At 64.4% G+C, this 23641-nt stretch carries 18 protein-coding genes; 10 read left to right on the forward strand and 8 right to left on the reverse strand.

Annotated features, from left to right (window positions below; genetic code table 11):
• Positions 1-6: 6 nt before the first annotated feature.
• Both C163_RS07645 and C163_RS07650 read right to left on the reverse strand, forming a co-directional pair.
• A complete protein-coding gene (locus tag C163_RS07645) occupies positions 7-789 on the reverse strand; it encodes an aldolase (RefSeq protein WP_025338273.1) in 783 nt (260 codons plus the stop codon).
• 223 nt (positions 790-1012) lie between these two features.
• Positions 1013-1873 (reverse strand): CAP domain-containing protein, encoded by an 861-nt coding sequence (locus C163_RS07650; protein WP_025338274.1) that lies wholly within the window; start codon positions 1871-1873, stop codon positions 1013-1015.
• 143 nt (positions 1874-2016) lie between these two features.
• Here C163_RS07650 and C163_RS07655 point away from each other — a divergent pair, with 143 nt between their 5' ends.
• Positions 2017-2313, forward strand: a complete 297-nt coding sequence (locus tag C163_RS07655; protein ID WP_025338275.1) for a DUF3144 domain-containing protein — start codon at positions 2017-2019, stop codon at positions 2311-2313.
• 176 nt (positions 2314-2489) lie between these two features.
• On the opposite strand, the gene soxR is transcribed toward C163_RS07655, so the two are convergent.
• Complete coding sequence (gene soxR / locus C163_RS07660) at positions 2490-2945, reverse strand: redox-sensitive transcriptional activator SoxR (RefSeq protein WP_016500816.1); 456 nt, start codon at positions 2943-2945, stop codon at positions 2490-2492.
• A gap of 85 nt (positions 2946-3030) precedes the next feature.
• Between soxR and C163_RS07665 the strand changes: the two genes are divergently transcribed.
• Together C163_RS07665 and C163_RS07670 are read left to right on the forward strand one after the other, a co-directional pair.
• Positions 3031-4128, forward strand: a complete 1098-nt coding sequence (locus C163_RS07665; protein ID WP_025338276.1) for an efflux RND transporter periplasmic adaptor subunit — start codon at positions 3031-3033, stop codon at positions 4126-4128.
• Positions 4125-7205 (forward strand): MexW/MexI family multidrug efflux RND transporter permease subunit, encoded by a 3081-nt coding sequence (locus C163_RS07670; protein ID WP_025338277.1) that lies wholly within the window; start codon positions 4125-4127, stop codon positions 7203-7205. Before C163_RS07665 ends, C163_RS07670 begins: the two co-directional genes overlap by 4 nt.
• Before the next feature lie 188 nt (positions 7206-7393).
• On the opposite strand, the gene C163_RS07675 is transcribed toward C163_RS07670, so the two are convergent.
• The 3 genes from C163_RS07675 to lysA all read right to left on the reverse strand — a co-directional run bounded on the left by C163_RS07675 (position 7394) and on the right by lysA (position 10110).
• Positions 7394-8131, reverse strand: coding sequence for a GntR family transcriptional regulator (locus tag C163_RS07675; protein WP_025338278.1), 738 nt, complete (start codon positions 8129-8131; stop codon positions 7394-7396).
• 58 nt (positions 8132-8189) lie between these two features.
• The gene (locus C163_RS07680; RefSeq protein ID WP_025338279.1) at positions 8190-8633 is read right to left on the reverse strand and encodes an acetyltransferase; all 444 of its coding nucleotides are present in this window, start codon (positions 8631-8633) and stop codon (positions 8190-8192) included.
• A 244-nt stretch (positions 8634-8877) separates the two neighbouring features.
• The gene (gene lysA, locus C163_RS07685; RefSeq protein WP_025338280.1) at positions 8878-10110 is read right to left on the reverse strand and encodes a diaminopimelate decarboxylase; all 1233 of its coding nucleotides are present in this window, start codon (positions 10108-10110) and stop codon (positions 8878-8880) included.
• 124 nt (positions 10111-10234) lie between these two features.
• Here lysA and C163_RS07690 point away from each other — a divergent pair, with 124 nt between their 5' ends.
• Complete coding sequence (locus tag C163_RS07690) at positions 10235-11140, forward strand: LysR family transcriptional regulator (RefSeq protein WP_025338281.1); 906 nt, start codon at positions 10235-10237, stop codon at positions 11138-11140.
• A gap of 164 nt (positions 11141-11304) precedes the next feature.
• On the opposite strand, the gene C163_RS07695 is transcribed toward C163_RS07690, so the two are convergent.
• The gene (locus C163_RS07695) at positions 11305-11658 is read right to left on the reverse strand and encodes a hypothetical protein (protein ID WP_013971664.1); all 354 of its coding nucleotides are present in this window, start codon (positions 11656-11658) and stop codon (positions 11305-11307) included.
• A gap of 274 nt (positions 11659-11932) precedes the next feature.
• Here C163_RS07695 and C163_RS07700 point away from each other — a divergent pair, with 274 nt between their 5' ends.
• Positions 11933-16798: an NAD-glutamate dehydrogenase gene (locus tag C163_RS07700; protein WP_025338282.1), complete on the forward strand. Its 4866-nt coding sequence runs from the start codon at positions 11933-11935 to the stop codon at positions 16796-16798.
• 162 nt (positions 16799-16960) lie between these two features.
• Here the strand turns inward: C163_RS07700 and C163_RS07705 are convergent, their stop codons facing one another.
• The gene (locus C163_RS07705; protein ID WP_024086557.1) at positions 16961-17779 is read right to left on the reverse strand and encodes a pyruvate, water dikinase regulatory protein; all 819 of its coding nucleotides are present in this window, start codon (positions 17777-17779) and stop codon (positions 16961-16963) included.
• Positions 17780-17956: 177 nt separating this feature from the next.
• Between C163_RS07705 and ppsA the strand changes: the two genes are divergently transcribed.
• The 5 genes from ppsA to C163_RS07730 all read left to right on the forward strand — a co-directional run bounded on the left by ppsA (position 17957) and on the right by C163_RS07730 (position 23639).
• Positions 17957-20332: a phosphoenolpyruvate synthase gene (ppsA, locus tag C163_RS07710; protein ID WP_025338283.1), complete on the forward strand. Its 2376-nt coding sequence runs from the start codon at positions 17957-17959 to the stop codon at positions 20330-20332.
• A 102-nt stretch (positions 20333-20434) separates the two neighbouring features.
• The gene (locus C163_RS07715; RefSeq protein ID WP_256220391.1) at positions 20435-21427 is read left to right on the forward strand and encodes an alpha/beta fold hydrolase; all 993 of its coding nucleotides are present in this window, start codon (positions 20435-20437) and stop codon (positions 21425-21427) included.
• A 219-nt stretch (positions 21428-21646) separates the two neighbouring features.
• Positions 21647-22138, forward strand: coding sequence for a ribonuclease E activity regulator RraA (gene rraA / locus C163_RS07720; protein WP_021785500.1), 492 nt, complete (start codon positions 21647-21649; stop codon positions 22136-22138).
• 27 nt (positions 22139-22165) lie between these two features.
• Entirely contained in the window at positions 22166-23161 is a 996-nt protein-coding gene (locus C163_RS07725) for a zinc transporter ZntB (RefSeq protein ID WP_025338285.1), read from the forward strand.
• 205 nt (positions 23162-23366) lie between these two features.
• Positions 23367-23639 carry a hypothetical protein gene (locus C163_RS07730; protein WP_004376140.1) on the forward strand — a complete coding sequence of 91 codons (273 nt, stop codon included), beginning with the start codon at positions 23367-23369 and terminating at the stop codon, positions 23637-23639.
• Positions 23640-23641: the final 2 nt, after the last annotated feature.

Genomic DNA, 23641 nt, shown 5'->3' on the forward strand with positions numbered 1-23641 from the left:
CTTCAGTCAGCCCAGGCAGTCGCCATGGGCACGCAAGGCACGGCGCGCGTAGTAGCTGAACGCGGCACCATGACGTTTGGGGGTGGAGATCCAGTCGTGGGCTTCCTTGCCCAGGGCATCCGGGATGGGGCGAATTTCACCGGCGCCCATGGCCAGCAGCTGCATCTTTGCCGCGCGCTCGAACAGCATGGCAAGGACGCAGGCTTCCTCGATCGAGCGGCCGGCGATCAGCAGGCCATGGTGGGAAAGCAGGATCGCGCGCTTGTCGCCGATCGCCCTGGAAATGATTTCACCTTCTTCGTTGCCCACCGGTACGCCGGGCCATTCCTTGAGGAACGCGCAGTCGTCGAACAGCGGGCACAGGTCCATGTGCGAGATGGCCAGTGGCACTTCCAGCATCGACAGGGCGGCGCTGTGCAGCGGGTGGGTGTGGATGATGCAGTTGACGTCGGGGCGTGCGCGGTACAGCCAGCTGTGGAAGCGGTTGGCCGGGTTGGCCATGCCGCGGCCTTGCAGCACGGTGAGGTCTTCGTCGACCACCAGCAGGTTGGAAGCGGCGATCTCGTCGAAGCCCAGGCCGAGTTGTTGCGTGTAGTAGGTGCCAGGCTGCTCTGCGCGGGCGGTGATCTGCCCGGCCAGGCCGGAGTCGTGGCCACCGTCGAACAGGATGCGGCAGGTGAGGGCGAGTTTTTGTCGAGGGGTGTAGGTGTTGTCGGCCAGCGCCGTCAGCATCTGCTGCTGTGCGAGTTTGACGAGTTGGTCCTTGGGGGTCTGCATGGTGTTCGTCATGGGCGGTACCTGCATGGGGAAGGGCGATGGGATTGCTGATCGGCGAGGGCGCCGTCAGGACACAATCGCGATATTAATGACACAAAGTGTCATATACAAGCGATGTGTCATCGCCAGCGCCAGTCATCTGAGACTGCGAGGGGGGAGGTATGGCGGGGTTGTCAGAGGTGGTGCAGGCAACGATCGGCAGGCCAGCCCTGGTCACAGGGCTGGCACGTGCCCTTCAAGGCGCGCCGAACAGCATCGTCCAGTAAACGCCGTTATCGCTACGCGAGTTCTCGGCAAAGGCCGCACCCACCTGGGTAAACATCGGGTTCATCAGGTTGGCGCAATGCCCGGGGCTGGCCAGCCAGCCGGCCATCGCCTTGCTCGGTGACCCCTGGCCTGCGGCAATGTTCTCGCCGATCTGCCGCCCACGGTAACCGGCATCCCAGGCCCGATCCGCGGGTAGATCACCGTCGAGGTCGCGGTGCGCGAAGAAATTGTCGTTGGCCATCGCCCGGCTGTGGCGCTGCGCCGCCGTTCCCAGGGCGGTGTTCCAGGTCAACGGGCGTGCAGCGGCAAAGCGCTTGCGACCACACAGGCGTGGTTTCGCCCGTGCAGCGTTCACCTGTGCCAGCAACGCGTTGCTTGCCGATCGCCTATCGCCGAGCTGGGCATCGAGCAGGGGCCGAGCCAGCAGCACCCGCCATTCATTGCGTGAGCGACTGACGCCGATATCGGCATATTGGCTATCGAGCAGGGCTGCGCAGTAGTCGCTGCGCAGCATGTCAAAGGCCTCCTCGGCATCTCGCGCGCCGACCAGGCGGATGGCCCGCACCTTCACCGCCTGATAACCCGCAGCTTTCAATCCTTCTCGCAAACCCCCGCCGTAGCCGACCGGCAATGCCAGTTTCGGTTTCAGCACAAGTGGCGTCGAGCCCCGGACAATGCGCCGCTCGCAGCGTTGTGGCTGGGTGCGATAGTCGTTGATGGCTGCCACCAGTTGCCTTTCCCCGCTGGCATGGGCGGGGTTGGCGAACAGGGGAAGAAAAGGAATGAAGCAGAGCGAGACAAAGGGGGAGCGACGGACTGCTTGGCGCATGGGGTGAATGGCTCTGGTGAATGACGGCGGCAAGGCCGATTTGAGGGCTCGCCTAAGACTGTGCGCCTCAATACAGGTTCACGTGTACGGGGTACAATTTTTCGCGGGTACTCAACTTGAATGCTGCAACAAGGTAAACCGCAATGACACAAGCTACCGATCAGGCTTTTTACGACCGCGCGGATGCGCATATCGAACTGGCGAACCAGCAGATCGAGAAAATCGAAGACCTGGGCAAGGTCAGTGCCTCGCTGACCTTCGGCGCCTCGCGCTTCAATGCCTGGATGAGTGCCCGCAGTTTCAAGACCGGTGCGGAGTTGGCTGCCGCGCGGGAGGAGCTGTTGAAGTATTTCTGCGAGCAGTACCGGATGATGCTCGAGGACAACCTGGACGAGCACATCGAGCATTTTGACCGGTATGTGCTGGGTAAAGGCGACTGAACCCTATGGGGCAGGCGGTTTCCTTGTAGGAGCGGCCTTGTGTCGCGAACGGGCTGCGGAGCAGCCCCAGGACCTCAGCCGAAATGCACAAATTGCTGGGGCTGCTCTGCAGCCCTTTCGCGACACAAGGCCGCTCCTACAGCGGTACGCGATGTGGGGATAAACCCGGTGACGGGCTATCGGGCCTTTTTCTCCAGAATCCGCGCCCCGGTACCTTCCTTGCCCAGCACATCCTCGGGGTTGCGCAGCGGGCAATCCTCCAGCGACAGGCAGCCGCAACCAATGCAGTTGTCCAGGCTGTCGCGCAACGCTTCCAGAGTACGAATGCGGGCGTTCAGGTCTTCGCGCCAGGCGGTCGACATCTCGCCCCATTGCGCTGCCGTGAGCTTGCTGTTGGGCGCATAGCGGCTGAAGGCCTGCTTGATCTCCTCAAGCGGAATACCCGTGCGCTGCGCCACCTTGATAATGGCCAGCGTACGCAACACCAGTGAAGGATAGCGGCGCTGGTTACCCGCCGTACGGACGCTGGCGATCAGCCCCTTGGTCTCGTAGAAGTGCAGCGCAGAAACCGCCACGCCGCTGCGTTTGGCCACTTCCCCTACCGTTAGCATCCGTGTGTTGTCCGCTGCCATGCCTGTTGACCTCAAGTTAACTCGAGCTCTTATAGTCCTGCCCGATCTTCCCCGCAACCGCTTTCCCTGATGATCGGAGCACTGCATGAACAAAAGGACGTTACTGGCCTGGGCTGGCGCTGTTGCAGGTGTGCTGGCCGCTGCCTATGCATTGGTCGGCAGTGGCTCGGCGCCGCCGGCTGCGGCGGCATGGCCGGCGACCAAGGTGGCGCTGGCCACGGCCGAGCAGGTGCAGCTGGCACGGCAGAACTTTGCCTCGGGGGAACTGGAGGCGGTCAACCAGGTACAGGTGGCGGCCGAGACGGCGGGGCGCATCACCCGCATCGCCTTCGAGTCGGGGCAATGGGTGAGTGCAGGGCAATTGCTGGTACAGCTGAACGATGCCCCGGAGCAGGCCCAGCGCGTGCAGTTGCGCGCCAGGCTGCGCAATGCCGAAGTGGTGCTGCAGCGCAGCCGCAAGCTGCGCGCGGTGAACGCCGTGTCACAGGAGCTGCTCGACAATGCGGCCACCGCCGTGGACGTGGCCAGCGGTGAGCTGCAGCATGTCGAGGCGCTGATCGCGCAGAAGGCGATACGCGCGCCGTTTGCCGGCAAGCTCGGCATTCGCCGGGTGCATCAGGGCCAGTACCTGAGCGCCGGTGAGACCATCGCCAGCCTGGCCGACATCAGCCAGCTTCACGTCAATTTTTCCCTGGGCGAACAAGCCGCCCCCGAAGTGCACGTGGGGCAACTGCTGGTGCTGACGGTGGATGCGGTGCGCGGGCAGGACTTCCAGGCCCGGGTGGTCGCGGTGGACCCGGTGGTGAGCAAGGCGCGCCTGGTGCAGGTGCAGGCGGCCTTGCCGAACCCGGGCGGGCAGTTGCAGCCGGGTATGTACGCCGGCGTGCGCCTGGATGCCGCGCAGCCGTCAAGCGTGCTGGCCGTGCCGGAAACCGCGATCACCTACACCGCCTACGGGCAGACGGTGTTCGTCGCTACCCGGGACCCGGAACAGGGCACCCGGGTCAGCCGGGTGCGGGTGACTACCGGTGAGCGCTGGCAGGGGCGGGTGGAGATTACCTCAGGCCTGGCGCCCGGTGACCAGGTGGTGGTTTCCGGCCAGTTGAAACTGAGCGACGGCATGCCGGTCGAGCCAGTGGCGCAAGACAGCCTGCAGGCCAGCCAGGGAGGGCGGCAATCGTGAAGTTCACCGACCTCTTTGTCCGCCGCCCGGTGCTGGCGCTGGTGGTCAGCAGCCTGATCATCCTGCTGGGGCTGTTTGCAATGGGCAAGCTGCCGATCCGCCAGTACCCGCTGCTGGAAACCTCCACCATCACCATCAGCACCGAGTACCCCGGCGCCTCTGCCGAGCTGATGCAAGGCTTCGTGACCCAGCCGATCACCCAGGCGGTGTCGTCGGTCGAGGGCATCGACTACCTGTCCTCGTCGTCGCAGCAGGGGCGCAGCCTGATCACCTTGCGCATGGTGCTCAACCGCGATTCGACCCAGGCGCTTGCCGAGACCATGGCCAAGGTCAACCAGGTGCGCTATCGCCTGCCGGAAAAGGCCTACGACCCGGTGGTGGAGCTGTCGGCAGGTGACTCCACGGCGGTGGCTTACGTGGGCTTTGCCAGCGAAATCTTGTCGATACCCGAGCTGAGCGATTACCTGTCGCGGGTGGTGGAACCGCAGTTCTCCGGCATCGACGGTGTGGCCAAGGTGCAGTCGTTCGGCGGGCAGCGCCTGGCCATGCGCCTGTGGCTGGACAGCGAACAGATGGCCGGGCGCGGGGTGACGGCCGCCGACGTGGCGCAGGCGGTGCGTGCCAACAACTACCAGGCGACGCCGGGGCAGGTGCGTGGGCAGTACGTGCTGGCCGATATCCAGGTGGACACCGACCTGACCCGGGTCGAGGACTTCCGCGAGCTGATCATCCGCAACGATGGCACCGACCTGGTGCGCCTGCGCGATGTCGGCACCGTCGAGCTGAGCGCGGCCGCCACACAGACCAGCGCCACCATGGACGGCAAGCCCGCCGTGCACCTGGGGCTGTTCCCCACCCCAACCGGCAACCCGCTGGTGATCGTCGAGGGTATTCGCCAGCTGCTGCCGCAGATCCGCCAGACCCTGCCACCCGGGGTGGAGGTGGCGCTGGCCTACGAGACCGCACGCTTCATCGACGCCTCGATCGACGAGGTGTTGCGCACCCTGGTGGAAGCCATGCTGATCGTGGTGTTGGTCATCTGGCTGTGCCTGGGCTCGCTGCGCAGCGTGGTGATCGCGGTGGTGGCCATCCCGCTGTCGATGCTCGGCGCGGCAGGCCTGATGCTGCTGTTCGGCTTCAGCCTGAACCTGCTGACCTTGCTGGCGATGGTGCTGGCCATCGGCCTGGTGGTGGACGATGCCATCGTGGTGGTGGAGAACGTGCACCGCCATATCGAAGAGGGCAAGTCGCCGGTTGCCGCGGCGCTGGCCGGGGCGCGGGAAATCGCCGGGCCGGTGATCGCCATGACCCTGACCCTGGCCGCCGTATACGCGCCGATCGGCTTGATGGGCGGGCTGACCGGCACGCTGTTCCGTGAGTTTGCCCTGACCCTGGCGGGGGCGGTGATCGTGTCCGGCATCGTCGCGCTCACCCTGTCGCCGGTGATGAGTTCGCTGTTGTTGCAACCCGGCCAGCAGCATGGCGCCATGGCCAACATGGCCGACCGCCTGTTCGGCATGCTGACCGGGGCCTATGGGCGAGTACTTGCCTACACCCTGTCGCATCGCTGGATCAGTGGTGGTGTGGCGCTTCTGGTGTGCCTGAGCCTGCCTTGGCTATACCTGCTGCCGCAGCGCGAACTGGCCCCGCCCGAGGACCAGGCGGCGGTGCTGACGGCCATCAAGTCGCCGCAGCATGCCAGCCTGGATTATGTGGAGCGCTTTGCCCTGAAGCTGGACCAGGTGATGAAGTCCCTCGCCGAAACCACCGACACCTGGATCATCAACGGCACCGACGGCCCGGCCGCCAGTTTCGGCGGCATCAACCTCAGCGCGTGGCAGGCCCGCGAGCGTTCCGCCGCGCAGGTGCAGGCGCAGTTGCAGCAGGCCGTGGCGGATATCGAGGGCAGCAGCATCTTCGCCTTCCAGGTGGCCTCGCTGCCGGGTTCCAGCGGTGGCTTGCCGGTGCAGATGGTGTTGCGCAGCGCACAGGACTACCCCGAGCTGTACCAGACCATGGAGATGATCAAGCAGCGCGCCCGCGGCAGCGGCCTGTTCAGCGTGGTGGACAGCGACCTCGACTACAACAACCCGGTGGTCAAGGTGCGCATCGACCGCGCCAAGGCGGCCAGCCTGGGCATCAGCATGCAGGCCATCGGCGAGTCGCTGGGCGTGCTGGTGGGCGAACAGTACCTCAACCGCTTCGCCCTGTTCGGGCGCTCCTACGACGTGATCCCGCAAAGCATCCAGGACCAGCGCCTGACGCCGGCGGCGCTGAACCGCCAGTACGTGCGCGCCGAAAACGGCAGCCTGGTGCCGCTGGCCACAGTGGTGCACCTGGACATCGAAGTGGCGCCCAACCGCTTGCTGCAGTTCGACCAGCAGAACGCCAGTACCCTGCAGGCGATCCCGGCGCCCGGTGTGTCGATGGGGAATGCCGTGGCATTTCTCGAACAGCTTGCCGCCGAACTGCCACCTGGCTTCAGCCATGACTGGCAATCGGAATCGCGCCAGTACGTGCAGGAGGGCTTTGCCCTGATGTGGGCGTTTCTCGCCGCCCTGGTGGTGATCTACCTGGTGCTGGCCGCGCAGTACGAAAGCCTGGTGGACCCGCTGATCATCCTGGTGACCGTGCCGTTGTCGATCTGCGGTGCGTTGCTGCCGCTGGCGCTGGGCTGGGCCACGCTGAATATCTACACGCAGATCGGCCTGGTGACCCTGATCGGGCTGATCAGCAAGCACGGCATCCTGATGGTGGAGTTCGCCAACGAGATCCAGGTGCGTGACAACCTCGACCGTGCCGCCGCCATCGTCCGCGCCGCGCAGATACGCCTGCGGCCGGTGCTGATGACCACGGCGGCGATGACCTTCGGCGTGCTGCCGCTGCTGTTTGCCAGCGGCGCCGGGGCCAACAGCCGCTTTGGCCTGGGGGTGGTGATCGTGTGCGGGATGCTGGTGGGGACCTTGTTTACCCTGTTTGTGCTGCCGACGATCTATGCCTTGCTGGCGCGAGACCATCGGGTGACCACGGTGCGGGGGCAGCAGTTGGCGGAGGCTGAGCGGGTGTTGGACATGTGAGGTAAACCTGGCCACATGCGCGATCCCTGTAGGAGCGGCCTTGTGTCGCGAAAGGGCTGCGCAGCAGCCCCGGCAATTTGTGCACCTGCGCGGAAATCCTGGGGCTGCTGTGCAGCCCTATCGCGACACAAGGCCGCTCCTACAGGGATCGCGCAAGTTTTGGGATATCGAGCATGGCGCTGGTTTGATCAGCCAGGCGACCGATCCCGGCGCATCTGGGTAACCAGGGTAAAGCGATCATCCGGGTGCACCGTCTCGGACACCGCCATCAGGTCGCCGTTTTCCTCGCGGTAATGGCGAATGATCTTCAGCCCCGGCGCGCCTGCCTCGGCCTTCAGCACCCGGGCCATTTCCGCGGTCAGCAACACTGCCCGCACCTGCTGGTCGACCACCGCGATCGCCCGGCCATAGTGCTGCTCGATCAGCCCCGCAATCAGTTGGTCGGGGTGCTCGCGGGCCAACTCGATGACCTCGGCATAGTCGCGCTGCGCGTACACATCGGTCCAGCACAGCGGCGCCGCGTTGTGCACGCGGTCGACACGGATGCTCGACACGCAGAAGTAGTGCTCGCCCGGAACCAGCCCCAGCCGCGCCGCCTCGCTCAGGTCGGCGACGAAGTGGCGCACGTCCTGGATTTCCCGTTGTTGGGTTTCCGCCAGGTGCGCCAGGTCCGCCACGCTGGCCAGTGACTGCGAGTAGCCACCGCGCGGGCTGCTGGCCTCCACCCGGGTACCCACGCGCTTGCGCCGCGATACCAGCCCTTGGTTGAGCAACTGGTTGATCGCCGCGCGCACAGTGTGTCGGCTCACATCGTACAGGTCGCACAGCTCGAACTCTGTCGGCAGCAGGCTGCCCACTGGGTAGCGGCCACTGGCGATGCCTTCCATCAAGTCCTTGGCCACGGTGCTATAGCGCGTCGGGTTCATACCTTTGGTCTGTCTCGCGAATTTGTAACAGCGGCGGGGCGCAATGCGGCCCCGGAAATCAAGCCTGTGCGGGCAGGCTCATATGCAGCAAGGGGAACGGCCGGCCTTCGCCATCCAGCGGTGAGCGGCCGGTCTGGATGAAACCGTAATGCCGGTAGAACCCCACCGCCTGCGGGTTCTGCTCGTTGACATCGACGCTCATCACGCTGTGCTTCTGGCGGCCGAAGTCCAGCAGCGCGCGGCCTATGCCCTGGCCATGGCGCTCAGGGGCGACGAAGAGCATTTCCACGTGGTTGCCATTGAAGCCGATGAAGCCCAGCGGGCGGTCTTCGGTGTCAACCGCGACCCAGAGCTCGACGGCCAGGAGGTAGACGTCGCGCAATTGCGGCAGCAGCGCGTCGATGTCGGACGCTTGCAGAAAGTGGTGCGTGGCGCGCACGGCGCGCAGCCAGATATCGAGCAGTTGCGGGTGGTCTGCAGCGATGCTTTGGCGAATGATCATGGAGTCATGCCTGGGGAGACCGGGAGGAAAAAAGGGTACCCGGATTGTGTGGGGCGGGGCAATGGACGGTGGGGCAGGGCATCAGCTGATGTGTTGCCCGGGCCGGCCCTTTCGCGGGTAAACCCGCTCCCACAAGTACGGCACTGCCCTCGAGCCCGGCGCCGTACCTGTGGGAGCGGGTTTACCCGCGAACATGGGCGAAGCCCGTGCCATCGATGGGCTCGACTGCAATCCACGTCGATAGTTAGAAGCCTGCCTCCAGGCCCAGCAGGTCTTGCACCGTCTGCCTGCGGCGAATCATCCGTAGCGCTCCATCCTCGATCAGGAACTCCGGCAGCAACGGCCGGCTGTTGTAGTTCGACGACATCGACGCGCCATAGGCCCCGGCGTCGTGGATCACCAGCAGGTCACCCACCTGCGCCTGGGGCAGGTCGTGCGGGGTCAGTTCCTGATCATCCTGGGTAAACACATCACCCGACTCGCACAGCGGCCCGGCCACCACGGTCGGCTGCCGTGGGCGGTCAACCGGCTGGCCGTCGGCGTCGAGCAGGGTCATGCGGTGGTAGGCCCCGTACATCGCCGGGCGCATCAGGTCGTTGAAACCGGCGTCGATCATGACGAAGGTGTTGCGGCCCACCTGCTTCACGGCACGTACCTCGGCCACCAGGTAGCCCGATTCCGCCACCAGGAAGCGCCCTGGCTCGATCTCCATGCGCACGGGGTGGCCCAGCATCGCTTCGATCTCCTTGCGGGCCACGGCCCAGGTCCGGGCGTAGCGTTGCAGGTCGACCGGCTTGTCGCTGCTGCGGTACGGGGTGGAAAGGCCGCCGCCAATGGAGAACGCCTCGATGTCCACGCCCAGGCGGCCGATCAGCTCGATCATCGAGCGCGCCACTTGCTCCAGATGCAGGTAATCCACCCCCGAGCCGATGTGCATGTGCACCCCTACCAGGTGCAGGCCATGGGTTTTCACGCAGGCCAGCGCTTCACCCAGCTCTTCGTGCCAGATGCCATGCTTGCTGTTCTCGCCGCCGGTGTTGGTCTTGCGGCTGTGGCCATGGCCGAAGCCGGGGTTGATGCGGATCCACACGCGGTGGCCGGGCGAGCGTTCACCCAGTTGGCGCAGCATGTCGATGGAGCCGGCGTTAACTTCGATCTTCGAGGCCACCACCCGCTCCAGGGTCGGCCGGTCCAGCGCGTCGCAGGTCAGCACCACGCCGGCAGGGTCGCCATCCACGCTGGCGCCCGCGGCAAAAGCCCGCTCCATTTCGCCCAGCGACACTGCGTCCAGCACCAGGCCGTGGGCACGCATCAGGCGCAGCACATGCAGGTTGGGGTTGGCCTTCTGGGCGAAGCGCACGGTGTCGAACACCTTCAGCTGTTCGACACGCTCGGCGATGGTGCCGGCGTCATAGGCCCACAGCGGCGAGCCGTGCTGGCGGACAGCCTCGGCCAGAAGAGTGAAGGGTGCAGTCATGGCGGCGCTACTCATATAAGGAAGGCCACGAGGATGAGCCAAAGCAGGAATTCAGAAAAATAGCTATTTTTCTGTCAGCCATTCATATCTGATATGACCATTGCCGACTTGCTAGGTGTTGCCCGTGAAACTGTCCGTCCGCCATATCGAAGTGTTCCGCGCCATCATGGCCGCTGGCAGCGTCACCGGTGCGGCGCGCCTGCTGTTTACCTCGCAGCCCACCGTCAGCCGTGAGCTGGCGCGGCTGGAGCAGGTAACCGGGCTGAACCTGTTCGAGCGCGAAGGTGGCCGCCTGGTGGCGACGGCCCAGGCGCTGCTGTTGATCGAGGAGGTTGAACGGGCCTACGTAGGGCTGGAGCGCATCGACCGCTTTGCCCAGGCCATCCGCAATTTCGAGCAGGGCCGGCTGGCCATTACCTGCCTGCCGCTGTTTTCCCAGACCTTGCTGCCCAAGGCTTGCCAGCGCTTTCACCAGCAGCACCGGGGCGTGAGCGTGAGTATCCTGGCGCAGGAGTCGCCGTTGCTGGAGGAGTCGCTGGTTGCCCAGCAGCATGACCTGGGCCTGACCGAGGTAGAACAGATACCGCGTGGCGCCTACGGCGAATTACTGTTCAGCGCCAACATGGTGTGCGTGCTGCCCGACGGGCACCCGTTGCAGGCCAGGGCCGAGCTGGAGCTGAGCGACTTCCACGAGGTCGACTTCATCAACCTGGCCAGCCTGGACACCTACCGGCAGCGCCTGGACCAGCACTTTCGCGCGGCAGGGGTGAACCGCCGCACGGTCATCGAGACCACCAGTGCTGCCTCGGTGTGTGCCATGGTCAGGCAGGGCCTGGGGGTGGCGATCATCAACCCGCTGAGCGGGCTGGAGGCGGCGCAGGGCGGGTTGCCGATCCGGCGGTTGCGGGTGTCGGTGCCGTACCAGGTGATGCTGATCAGGCCGGACCACCGGCCGGCGTCGGCGGCGGTGGAGCCGTTTTGCCAGGCGTTGCGGCAACAGGCCCAAGAGATGCAAGCGGCACTGATCTGAAGCCTGGCGCGGCCTTTGTAGGAGCGGCCTTGTGTCGCGATGGGCCGCAACGCGGCCCCAGCAATGTATGCCGTGACGCCGAGATTCTGGGGCCGCTTTGCGGCCCATCGCGACACAAGGCCGCTCCTACAGGGATCGCGCAAGCATTTGGATTGCTGTATGGCTCAGAGTTCGCAGACGAAGGTGCCGGTCCCGGCCAGGATGTTCTCCAGGGTTTCCTTCACTTCATCCATGTCACTCAACTCGCTGGTCAGGTTGATCTCCAGCACCTCATCACCCTTCAGCGCATCCCGGTCGCCGGCCGCCACTTCGATCAGCAGGCGCTTGGCGCTCAGGGTCACTTTCAGGCCATCCAGCGTCGACGGCTCGTCATCCAGGGTCAGGTCGACGGTGTCTTCGTCCGGGTAGCGGGTCAGCAGGAACATCTGACCCTTGTCGCTGTGGCAGCACAGGGTCGCCATGTTGTCTTCCTCGTCATCGCAAGGGGTGGCGAACAGCAGGGCAGTATTGATTTGCATGGACAAGGCTCGGATCAAAGGAAACGGAAGGGAATTCTGACAGTCTTGCCGACAGGCATAAACGTAAAGTTACCCCCCCTTGACCGAAATTGTCGCAGCGCTGCAAGCCTTGATGACCGATCAGTCGTTAAGCTTCGGCGAGCCCTGGGCGTGCCTGCGCACGTTCAACGCCTGGTTTTACCGTCCGCCTTGCCACGGGTTGGCTATCGTTGATCCGTACACGGCGCACGCAGCGACGCTTCAATTATTACAAAGCCCAAGCGGAGTACCACAGATGGCGTTCTTCACCGCAGCCAGCAAAGCCGACTTCCAGCATCAACTGCAAGCGGCCCTGGCGCAGCACATCAGCGAACAGTCCCTGCCACAAGTCGCGCTGTTCGCCGAGCAGTTCTTCGGCATCATCTCTCTGGACGAACTCACCCAACGCAGGCTTTCCGACCTGGCCGGCTGCACCCTGTCAGCCTGGCGCATCATCGAGCGTTTCGACCCCGAATACCCGCAAGTACGGGTGTACAACCCCGATTACGAACGCAATGGCTGGCAATCGACCCACAGCGTGGTCGAAGTGCTGCACCACGACCTGCCGTTCCTGGTCGACTCGGTACGCACCGAGCTCAACCGCCGCGGCTACAGCATCCACACCTTGCAGACCACCGTGCTCAGCGTGCGCCGCGGCGCCAAGGGCGAGCTGCTTGAACTGCTGCCCAAGGGCAGCCAGGGCGAGGGTGTACGCCATGAGTCGCTGATGTACCTGGAGATCGACCGTTGCGCCAACGCCGCCGAGCTGACGGTACTGGCCCGCGAGATCGAGCAGGTGCTGGCCGAGGTTCGGGTGGTGGTTGCCGACTTCGAACCGATGAAGGCCAAGCTGCGTGAAGTGGTGGCGGAGGTGGAGCAGACCGCCTTTGGCCCGGCGCAGCACGAAAAGGGCGAGGTGAAGGCTTTTCTCGAGTGGCTGCTGGACAACCACTTCACCTTCCTGGGCTATGAAGAATTCACCGTCAAGGGCGACGCCGATGGCGGCCAGATGGTCTACGACGAGCAGTCGTTCCTCGGCCTGCCGCGCCGCCTGCGCGTGGGCCTGACGAGCGACGAGCTGCGCATCGAAGACTATGCCGTGGCCTACCTCAACGAACCGTTGCTGCTGTCGTTCGCCAAGGCCGCGCTGCCAAGCCGCGTACACCGCCCGGCCTACCCGGACTACGTGTCGATCCGCCAGCTGGACGCTGACGGCAAGGTGATCAAGGAACACCGCTTCATGGGCCTGTACACCTCGTCGGTGTACGGCGAAAGCGTGCATGCCATCCCTTATATCCGGCAGAAGGTTACCGAAGTCGAGCGCCGCTCGGGCTTCGATCCCAAGGCCCACCTGGGCAAGGAACTGGCCCAGGTGCTGGAAGTGCTGCCGCGCGACGATCTGTTCCAGACCCCGGTCGACGAGCTGTTCAGCACCGTCATGTCGATCGTGCAGATCCAGGAACGCAACAAGATCCGCGTGTTCCTGCGCAAGGACCCGTACGGCCGCTTCTGCTACTGCCTGGCCTATGTACCGCGGGAAATCTACTCCACCGAAGTGCGGCAGAAGATCCAGCAGGTGCTGATGGAGCGCCTGAAGGCCAGCGACTGCGAGTTCTGGACCTTCTTCTCCGAATCGGTGCTGGCCCGTGTGCAGCTGATTCTGCGGGTAGACCCGAAAAACCGCATCGACATCGACCCGCAGCAGCTGGAACGCGAAGTGATCCAGGCCTGCCGCTCGTGGCATGACGACTACTCGGCGCTGGTGATCGAGAACTTCGGCGAAGCCCAGGGCACCAACATCCTCGCCGACTTCCCCAAAGGTTTCCCGGCGGGTTACCGCGAGCGCTTCGCCGCGCACTCGGCGGTGGTCGACCTGCAGCACGTGCTGAACCTGTCGGAAAGCAAGCCGCTGGCGATGAGCTTCTACCAGCCGCTGACCCAGGTCGGCGAGCGCACCCTGCACTGCAAGCTGTACCACGCCGACACGCCGCTGGCGCTGTCCGACGTGCTGCCGATCCTGGAGAACCTTGGCCTGCGCGTGCTCGGCGAGTTCCCGTACCGCCTGCGCCATGCCAGTGGCCGCGGCTACTGGATCCACGACTTCGCCTTCACCTACAGCGAAGGCCTGAGCCTGGACATCCAGCAGCTCAACGACACCCTGCAGGATGCCTTCATCCACATCGTCCGCGGCGATGCCGAGAACGACGCCTTCAACCGCCTGGTGCTGACCGCCGGCCTGCCATGGCGCGACGTGGCGCTGCTGCGCGCCTACGCCCGTTACCTGAAGCAGATTCGCCTGGGCTTCGACCTGGGCTACATCGCCAGCACCCTGAACAACCACACCGACATCGCCCGCGAGCTGACCCGGTTGTTCAAGACCCGCTTCTACCTGGCGCGCAAGCTCACCCAGGAAGACCTGGATGACAAGCAACTGCGCCTGGAACAAGCCATCCTGACCGCGCTGGACGACGTGCAGGTGCTCAACGAAGACCGCATCCTGCGTCGCTACCTGGACCTGATCAAGGCCACCCTGCGCACCAACTTCTACCAGCCGGACGCCAACGGCCACAACAAGTCGTACTTCAGCTTCAAGTTCAACCCCAAGCTGATCCCCGAACTGCCTAAACCAGTGCCCAAGTTCGAGATCTTCGTCTACTCGCCACGGGTCGAGGGCGTGCACCTGCGCTTTGGCAACGTCGCCCGCGGCGGCCTGCGCTGGTCCGACCGTGAGGAAGACTTCCGCACCGAAGTGCTGGGCCTGGTGAAAGCCCAGCAGGTGAAGAACTCGGTCATCGTGCCGGTCGGTGCCAAGGGCGGCTTCCTGCCGCGCCGTCTGCCGCTGGGCGGCAGCCGTGACGAGATCGCCGCCGAAGGCGTGGCGTGCTACCGCATCTTCATTTCCGGCCTGCTCGACATCACCGACAACCTGAAGGACGGTGGCGTGGTACCGCCGGCCAACGTGGTGCGCCATGACGATGACGACCCGTACTTGGTGGTGGCGGCCGACAAGGGCACCGCGACCTTCTCGGACATCGCCAACGGCATCGCCATCGACTACGGCTTCTGGCTGGGCGACGCCTTCGCCTCGGGCGGTTCGGCCGGTTACGACCACAAGAAGATGGGCATTACCGCGCGCGGCGCCTGGGTGGGCGTGCAGCGCCACTTCCGTGAGCGCGGCATCAATGTGCAGGAAGACCCGATCACCGTCATTGGCGTCGGCGACATGGCCGGCGACGTGTTCGGCAACGGCCTGCTGATGTCCGACAAGCTGCAACTGGTGGCGGCGTTCAACCACCTGCACATCTTCATCGACCCGAACCCGGAGCCAGCCGCAAGCTTTGCCGAACGCAAGCGCCTGTTCGACCTGCCGCGCTCGGCCTGGAGCGACTACGACACCAGCATCATGTCCGAAGGCGGCGGGATCTTCCCGCGCAGTGCCAAGAGCATCGCCATCAGCCCGCAGATGAAAGAGCGCTTCGCCATCGAAGCCGACCGCCTGACCCCGACCGAGTTGCTCAATGCGCTGCTCAAGGCACCGGTAGACCTGCTGTGGAACGGTGGCATCGGTACCTACGTCAAGGCCAGCACCGAGAGCCACGCCGACGTCGGCGACAAGGCCAACGACGCGCTGCGGGTCAATGGCAACGAACTGCGCTGCAAGGTGGTGGGCGAGGGCGGCAACCTGGGCATGACCCAGCTTGGCCGGGTCGAGTTCGGCCTGCATGGCGGCGCCACCAACACCGACTTCATCGACAACGCCGGCGGCGTGGACTGCTCCGACCACGAGGTCAACATCAAGATCCTGCTCAACGAAGTGGTGCAGGGTGGCGATATGACCGAGAAGCAGCGCAACCAGCTGCTGGGCAGCATGACCGACGAAGTGGCCGGCCTGGTGCTGGGCAACAACTACAAGCAGACCCAGGCGTTGTCGCTGGCGGCCCGCCGTGCCCGCGAGCGGATTGCCGAGTACAAACGCCTGATGGCCGACCTGGAGGCCCGAGGCAAGCTGGACCGCGCCATCGAGTTCCTGCCGTCCGAAGAGCAGTTGGCCGAGCGCCTGGCCGCCGGCCAGGGCCTGACCCGCGCCGAGCTGTCGGTGCTGATCTCGTACAGCAAGATCGACCTCAAGGAACAGCTGCTCAAGTCGCTGGTGCCGGACGACGACTACCTGACCCGCGACATGGAAACCGCCTTCCCGCCGTCGCTGGTCAGCAAATTTGCCGAGTCCATGCGCCGCCACCGCCTGAAGCGCGAAATCGTCAGCACCCAGATCGCCAACGACCTGGTCAACAACATGGGCATCACCTTCGTCCAGCGCCTGAAGGAGTCGACCGGCATGAGCCCGGCCAACGTGGCCGGGGCCTATGTGATCGTGCGCGACATCTTCCACCTGCCGCACTGGTTCCGCCAGATCGAGGCACTGGACTACCAGGTGCCGGCGGAGATCCAGCTGACCCTGATGGACGAGCTGATGCGCCTGGGCCGCCGTGCCACCCGCTGGTTCCTGCGCAGCCGCCGCAACGAGCAGGACGCCGGGCGCGACACCGCGCATTTCGGGCCGAAGATCGCGCAACTGGGGCTCAAGCTCGACGAGTTGCTCGAAGGCCCGACCCGCGAGCGCTGGATGGTGCGCTACCAGGGCTTCGTCGAGGCTGGTGTGCCGGAGTTGCTGGCGCGCATGGTGGCTGGCACTACCCACCTGTACACCCTGTTGCCGATCATCGAGGCTTCGGACGTTACCGGCCATGACCCGGCGCAGGTGGCCAAGGCGTTCTTCGCCGTGGGCAGCGCGCTGGACCTGACCTGGTACCTGCAGGAAATCAGCAACCTGCCGGTGGAGAACAACTGGCAGGCGCTGGCCCGCGAGGCGTTCCGCGACGACATCGACCTGCAGCAGCGGGCGATCACCATCTCGGTACTGCAGATGGCCGATGCGCCGGAAGACATGGACGCCCGCGTGGCGCTGTGGGCCGAGCAGCACCGGGTGATGGTGGAGCGCTGGCGCGCCATGCTGGATGACCTGCGCAATGCCACCGGTACCGACTATGCGATGTACGCGGTGGCCAACCGCGAGCTGGTCGACCTGGCCATGAGCGGGCAGGCGGCGGTGGTGCCGTCCTGAGCCATGAGCTGAAATGAAAAGCCCCGGCAGTGATGCCGGGGCTTTTTTATTCCTGTGCTGGCCCTTTCGCGGGTGAACCCGCTCCCACAGGGATATCACAAGACTTGAGTGCAGTGAGGTCCCTGTGGGAGCGGGTTTACCCGCGAAGAGGCCGGTACAGGCTTACTTGAACCTGCGCTCCACTCCTTTTTCCACCAGAATCTTCGCCGAAATCTCCTCCACCGAAAAATGCGTGGAATTGATGTTGGGAATGTTCTCCCGGCGGAACAGGTTTTCCACCTCGCGCACTTCGAACTCGCACTGGGCAAAGCTGGAATAGCGGCTGTTGGGCTTGCGCTCGTGGCGGATGGCAGTGAGGCGGTCGGGGTCGATGGTCAGGCCGAACAGCTTGTTGTGGTGCTTTTTCAGCACCGCCGGCAGCTGCAGGCGCTCCATGTCGTCCTCGGTCAACGGGTAGTTGGCGGCGCGGATGCCGAATTGCATGGCCATGTACAGGCAGGTGGGGGTCTTGCCGCAGCGCGATACGCCTACCAGGATCAGGTCGGCCTTGTCGTAGTAGTGGGTGCGCGCGCCATCGTCGTTGTCCAGGGCGAAATTCACCGCCTCGATGCGTTCCATGTAGTTGGAATTGCCGCCAATCGAGTGCGACTTGCCGACGGAATACGACGAATGGGCAGTCAATTCTTGTTCAAGCGGGGACAAAAACGAAGAAAAGATGTCGATCATGAAGCCATTCGAGGTAGCCAGGATCTCACGGATGTCCTGATTGACGATGGTGTCGAAGATGATCGGGCGTACACCATCGCGCTCGGCCGCGGCGTTGATCTGTTGGACCATGGTCCGCGCCTTTTCCGGCGAATCGATGTAGGGACGGGTGAATTTATTGAACGGAATGCTCTCGAATTGAGCGAGCAGACTCTGGCCCAGGGTTTCGGCAGTGATGCCGGTGCCGTCGGAGATGAAGAACGCGGTTCGTTTCATTTGCGATCTGGGCCTTAAGCTGATGACGTTTCTTGGATATGATAAGTTCGGTTTGCCGAATGCGGCTGTCGGCATTCTCACTTATTTTCCAGGTACAGGCCACAAGCGTCCGGCCAAGTCAACGAAGGCAGGCGGGCGCCCTTGAGCTTTTCCAATACAGTTAGTGGAGAGATCACCTTGGTAGAGTACGTAGTTTCCCTCGATAAGCTCGGCGTCCATGATGTGGAGCATGTGGGGGGCAAGAACGCATCCCTGGGCGAGATGATCAGCAACCTCGCAGGTGCTGGTGTATCGGTGCCGGGCGGCTTTGCCACTACGGCGCAGGCGTACCGCGATTTTCTCGAACAGAGTGGTCTCAACGACCGTATCCACGCCGCGCTCGACGCACTCGACGTGGATGACATCAACGCCCTGACCAAGACCGGCGCGCAGATTCGCCAGTGGGTCATGGAAGCCGACTTCCCGGCCCGCCTGGATTCGGAAATCCGTACGGCCTTCGCCGAAATGGCTGCCGGCAACGACAACATGGCAGTTGCCGTGCGCTCCTCGGCCACCGCCGAAGACCTGCCGGACGCCTCGTTCGCCGGCCAGCAGGAAACCTTCCTCAACATCCGGGGCGTCGACAACGTGATCCGCGCGGCCAAGGAAGTGTTCGCCTCGCTGTTCAACGACCGTGCCATCGCCTACCGCGTGCACCAGGGCTTCGACCACAAGCTGGTGGCCCTGTCCGCCGGCGTGCAGCGCATGGTCCGCTCCGAAACCGGCACCGCCGGCGTCATGTTCACCCTCGACACCGAGTCGGGCTTCCGCGACGTGGTGTTCATCACCGGCGCCTACGGCCTGGGCGAAACCGTCGTGCAGGGTGCGGTCAACCCTGACGAATTCTACGTGCACAAACAAACCCTGGAGGCCGGCCGCCCGGCTATCCTGCGCCGCAACCTGGGCAGCAAGGCCATCAAGATGGTCTACGGCGAAGAAGCCAAGGCCGGCCGTTCGGTCAAGACCGTCGAAGTGGACCGCGCCGAGCGCGCGCGCTTCTGCCTGACCGATGCCGAGGTCAGCGAGCTGGCCAAGCAGGCCATGATCATCGAGCAGCACTACCAGCGCCCGATGGACATCGAATGGGCCAAGGACGGTGACGACGGCAAGCTGTACATCGTCCAGGCGCGCCCCGAGACGGTGAAGAGCCGCTCCAGCGCCAACGTCATGGAACGCTACCTGCTCAAAGAGAAGGGCACCGTACTGGTCGAAGGCCGCGCCATTGGCCAGCGCATCGGCGCCGGCAAGGTCCGCGTGATCAACGACGTATCGGAAATGGACAAGGTCCAGCCGGGCGACGTGCTGGTCTCCGACATGACCGACCCGGACTGGGAACCGGTGATGAAGCGCGCCAGCGCCATCGTCACCAACCGTGGCGGGCGTACCTGTCACGCGGCGATCATCGCCCGTGAGCTGGGCATTCCGGCCGTGGTCGGTTGCGGCAACGCCACCCAGGTGCTGAAAGATGGCCAGGGTGTGACCGTATCTTGTGCCGAAGGCGATACCGGCTTCATCTTCGAGGGCGAGCTGGGCTTCGACGTCAAGCAGAACTCGGTCGACGCCATGCCTGACCTGCCGTTCAAGATCATGATGAACGTCGGCAACCCGGACCGTGCGTTCGATTTCGCCCAGCTGCCCAACGCCGGTGTCGGCCTGGCGCGCCTGGAGTTCATCATCAACCGCATGATCGGCGTGCACCCCAAGGCACTGCTGAACTACGCAGGCCTGCCGGCCGACCTGAAGGACAGCGTCGACAAACGCATCGCCGGCTACAACGACCCGGTCGGCTTCTATGTCGAGAAGCTGGTCGAAGGCATCAGCACCCTGGCTGCGGCCTTCTACCCGAAAAAGGTCATCGTGCGCCTGTCGGACTTCAAGTCCAACGAGTACGCCAACCTGATCGGCGGCAAGCTGTACGAGCCGGAAGAAGAAAACCCGATGCTGGGCTTCCGTGGCGCTTCGCGTTACATCAGCGAATCGTTCCGTGACTGCTTCGAGCTCGAGTGCCGTGCGCTCAAGCGCGTGCGCAACGAGATGGGCCTGACCAACGTTGAGATCATGGTGCCGTTCGTACGCACCCTGGGTGAAGCCAGCCAGGTCGTCGACCTGCTTGCCGAAAACGGCCTGGCCCGCGGCGAAAACGGCCTGCGCGTGATCATGATGTGCGAACTGCCGTCCAACGCCATCCTCGCCGAAGAGTTCCTGGAATACTTCGACGGCTTCTCGATCGGCTCCAACGACCTGACCCAGCTGACCCTGGGCCTGGACCGTGACTCGGGCATCATCGCCCACCTGTTCGACGAGCGTAACCCTGCGGTGAAGAAGCTGCTGGCCAACGCCATTGCCGCGTGCAACAAGGCTGGCAAGTACATCGGCATCTGCGGCCAGGGCCCGTCGGACCACCCGGACCTGGCCAAGTGGCTGATGGAACAGGGCATCGACAGCGTGTCGCTGAACCCGGACTCGGTACTCGAAACCTGGTTCTACCTGGCCGAAGGGCAGGGCGCGGTCTGATGCAGTAAAACGCGGGGGTACGTCTGGCGTACCCCCGCCTGGTTTTTTCCAGGGCGAGCTCCAGCAATGGATCCCGCCCTTTTTTGTGCACCAAGCAACCTTATGCAAAGCAGCAGCACTCTATTCCCCGTGGCCCTGCTCAGTGCCGAGCGCCGCGGCGACCTCAGCGAAGACGTGTACCGGATCAAGGCCGGCAACAGCCCTGACCCCAGCGTCGAGCTGGCTGTCACCCGCCTGGGGCTGGCCGATCAGGGCTTGGCCCAGGGCGTGCCGGTCATTCTCCTGCACGGCAGCTTCTCCAACCGCCGCTTCTGGTACTCGCCCAAAGGGGTTGGCCTGGGGGCCTATCTCGCCCGCGCCGGCTTCGATGTGTGGATCCCGGAAATGCGCGGCCACGGCCTGTCGCCGCGTAACCATGACTGGAAGCACAACAGCGTCGCCGCCTATGCCCGCGATGACCTGCCGCTGATTGCCGCGTTCGTGCGCGAGCAATCGGGCCAGGCGCCGCACTGGGTCGGCCATTCCCTGGGTGGTACGACCCTGGCGGCAGCGCTGGGCGGTGGCTTTCTGCCTGCCGAGGAGGTGGCCAGCGTGGCGCTGTTCGGTACCCAGATCAGCCGCGTGTACTGGCCGTTGAAGGTGCCGCCGCTGGCCTGGGGGGCGAAGCTGCTGCTCAAGCGTTGGGGGCAGATTTCCGGGCCGCGTTTCAAGCGTGGGCCGGAGGATGAGCCGATCGGCCTGGCCCTGGAGAGCATGCGCTGGCATGGCCTGTTCGGGCGCTTTGGCGACAGGCAGAGCGACTGGTGGGCGGGGCTGGCCAAGGTGGATGTGCCGCTGCTGGCGGTGGCGGGTGCGGGGGACTTCCAGGACCCGGTGTGGGCCTGCCGCAAGCTGTTCGAGCAAATGGGCGGTGAGCGCAAGCAGTTTCTGCGGCTGGGGCTCGAGGAAGGCTTCGAGGCTTTCGGGCATGTCGACATGCTGGTGAGCAAGGCCGCGCAGGTGCAGGTGTGGCCGCTGGTGGAGCGTTGGCTGCGGGATCCGCTGGTGCCGGTGCATGAATCCACGGTGGTGGCGGAGCCTGTGCCCATCAGCTGAGTTTGCGTCGCCTGTACTGGCCCTTTCGCGGGCACGCCCGCTCCCACAGGGACCTCACAGCATTCAGCCCCTGTGTGATCCCTGTGGGAGCGGGCGTGCCCGCGAAAGGGCCGGTACAGGCAAAACACAACTGACTGCTTGGTCCCGGATGACTGCAATGGGCTCTACGGTGTAGCCTTGGCCGATACCCGCTTTCGTTGTGACTGACAGGAGCTTCCCATGCAGCATTACGTTACGCCCGACCTGTGTGATGCCTACCCGGACCTGGTGCAGGTGCTGGAACCGATGTTCAGCAATTTCGGCGGCCGCGATTCGTTCGGCGGCCAGATCGTCACCATCAAGTGCTTCGAAGACAACTCGCTGGTCAAGGAGCAGGTCGAGCTCGATGGCAAGGGCAAGGTCCTGGTCGTCGATGGTGGTGGCTCGCTGCGCCGTGCATTGCTCGGCGACATGCTCGCCGAGAAGGCTGCCAAGAACGGTTGGGAAGGCCTGGTCATCTACGGCTGCGTGCGTGACGTCGACGTGCTGATCCAGACCGACGTCGGCGTGCAGGCCTTGGCCAGCCACCCGATGAAGACCGACAAGCGCGGCATCGGCGACCTCAACGTGGCAGTGACCTTTGCCGGGGTGACCTTCCGCCCGGGCGAGTACGTGTATGCCGACAACAATGGCGTGCTGGTCTCGCCAAGCCCGCTGAAAATGCCGGAGTGATGCGCCGCCCGCGCTGATGGAGCTTTGATGTTCGAGGAAGACAACGCGCAGTGGGGGCTGGTCCACGCCCTGGTGCTCGATGGCAAAGGCGGCGCGCGCTCGATTGCCCGTACCGAGCTGGACGACCTGCAGCTGCAACCCGAGCAGAGCCTTTGGCTGCACTGGGACCGCAGCCATCCGCAAACCCGCACCTGGCTGCTGCACGACAGCGGCCTGAGCGCGTTCGCCTGCGAGCTGCTGCTGGAAGAAAATACCCGGCCGCGCCTGCTGCCCATGGCCGATGAACAGTTGTTGCTGTTCCTGCGTGGGGTCAACCTCAACCCGGGTGCAGAGCCTGAAGACATGGTCTCGGTGCGCATCTTCGCCGAGGCGCAGCGGGTTATCTCGCTGCGCCTGCGGCCGTTGCGCGCCAGTGACGAGATTCTCCAGCAGCTCGAAGAAGGCAGGGGCCCGAAATCGGCCTCCGAGCTGTTGCTGCTGATGGGCGAACTGCTGACCGAAAAGGTCCAAGGCCTTGTCAGCGACCTGTCCGAACTGGTCGACCTGGAAGAAGAAAAGGTCGAATCCGACGAACGGTACACTCCAGAGAATGGTTGCCTGCAGCAGATCCGCCGGCGTGCCGCCGGCCTGCGGCGTTTCCTGGCTCCGCAGCGAGAGATCTACGCCCAGCTGTCGCGTAGCAAATGGAGCTGGTTCGTCGATGCCGACGCCGATTACTGGAACGAGCTGAACAACAGCCTGATCCGCTACCTCGAAGAGCTGGAACTGGCCCGCGAGCGGGCCGCCCTGGTGCTGGAAAGCCAGGATCGCCGGCGCAGCGAGCGCATGAACCGCACCATGTACCGCTTTGGCATTATCACCTGCATCTTCCTGCCCATGAGCTTCATTACCGGGCTGCTGGGCATCAATGTCGGCGGCATCCCGGGGGCGGAAAACCCCTATGGCTTCCTGTTTGCCTGCATCGTCGTGCTGGGGCTGGCGGTGGGGCAGTGGTGGCTGTTCCGGCGGTTGCGGTGGGTATAGATGTCGATTGACCTGCTCTGGCCTCTTCGCGGGCACGCCCGCTCCCACAGGGACACCACAGCCTTCAGGTTCTGTGGGATCCCTGTGGGAGCGGGCGTGCCCGCGAAGAAGCCGACGCGCATTCATTTTGAAACACTCGTCCCAAATCGATGTGTGACCCATCGACCGGCCATCTCGTCTCTGACTGACACTGCGCGAGGTGCCCATGCACGATCCGTTTGAAGAATCCCTGCGCGACCTGCTCAAGGCGTCACCCTCCGGCAATGACCGGGACGACCGGGACGACGCCGCTTGCCTGGGTCGCGTGCTGAAAACCGCCAACCGCCAGGTTGGCGCGGGCGATCTGTTCAGCCTGCTTGGCCGCTGGAGCCAGGCGCTGCTGATCGCCGTGAACAATGGCGCGGCGCATGTTGCGCCGGTGCGTCGACACTCTTCCCGCAACGCTGCCAACGGCAGCAAAGCAGATAAGGCCGATTGAAT

It is taken from the genome of Pseudomonas sp. FGI182, from assembly GCF_000511325.1.
Lineage (GTDB): Bacteria > Pseudomonadota > Gammaproteobacteria > Pseudomonadales > Pseudomonadaceae > Aquipseudomonas > Aquipseudomonas putida_Z.

Bases quoted from the DNA above. Each gene is read 5' to 3' on its own strand.
- C163_RS07645 (WP_025338273.1), bottom strand. From the start codon at position 789: ATGACGAACACCATGCAGACCCCCAAGGACCAACTCGTCAAACTCGCA.
- C163_RS07650 (WP_025338274.1), bottom strand. From the start codon at position 1,873: ATGCGCCAAGCAGTCCGTCGCTCCCCCTTTGTCTCGCTCTGCTTCATT.
- C163_RS07655 (WP_025338275.1), top strand. From the start codon at position 2,017: ATGACACAAGCTACCGATCAGGCTTTTTACGACCGCGCGGATGCGCAT.
- soxR (WP_016500816.1), bottom strand. From the start codon at position 2,945: ATGGCAGCGGACAACACACGGATGCTAACGGTAGGGGAAGTGGCCAAA.
- C163_RS07665 (WP_025338276.1), top strand. From the start codon at position 3,031: ATGAACAAAAGGACGTTACTGGCCTGGGCTGGCGCTGTTGCAGGTGTG.
- C163_RS07675 (WP_025338278.1), bottom strand. From the start codon at position 8,131: ATGAACCCGACGCGCTATAGCACCGTGGCCAAGGACTTGATGGAAGGC.
- C163_RS07680 (WP_025338279.1), bottom strand. From the start codon at position 8,633: ATGATCATTCGCCAAAGCATCGCTGCAGACCACCCGCAACTGCTCGAT.
- lysA (WP_025338280.1), bottom strand. From the start codon at position 10,110: ATGACTGCACCCTTCACTCTTCTGGCCGAGGCTGTCCGCCAGCACGGC.
- C163_RS07695 (WP_013971664.1), bottom strand. From the start codon at position 11,658: ATGCAAATCAATACTGCCCTGCTGTTCGCCACCCCTTGCGATGACGAG.
- C163_RS07700 (WP_025338282.1), top strand. From the start codon at position 11,933: ATGGCGTTCTTCACCGCAGCCAGCAAAGCCGACTTCCAGCATCAACTG.
- C163_RS07705 (WP_024086557.1), bottom strand. From the start codon at position 17,779: ATGAAACGAACCGCGTTCTTCATCTCCGACGGCACCGGCATCACTGCC.
- C163_RS07715 (WP_256220391.1), top strand. From the start codon at position 20,435: ATGCAAAGCAGCAGCACTCTATTCCCCGTGGCCCTGCTCAGTGCCGAG.
- rraA (WP_021785500.1), top strand. From the start codon at position 21,647: ATGCAGCATTACGTTACGCCCGACCTGTGTGATGCCTACCCGGACCTG.
- C163_RS07725 (WP_025338285.1), top strand. From the start codon at position 22,166: ATGTTCGAGGAAGACAACGCGCAGTGGGGGCTGGTCCACGCCCTGGTG.
- C163_RS07730 (WP_004376140.1), top strand. From the start codon at position 23,367: ATGCACGATCCGTTTGAAGAATCCCTGCGCGACCTGCTCAAGGCGTCA.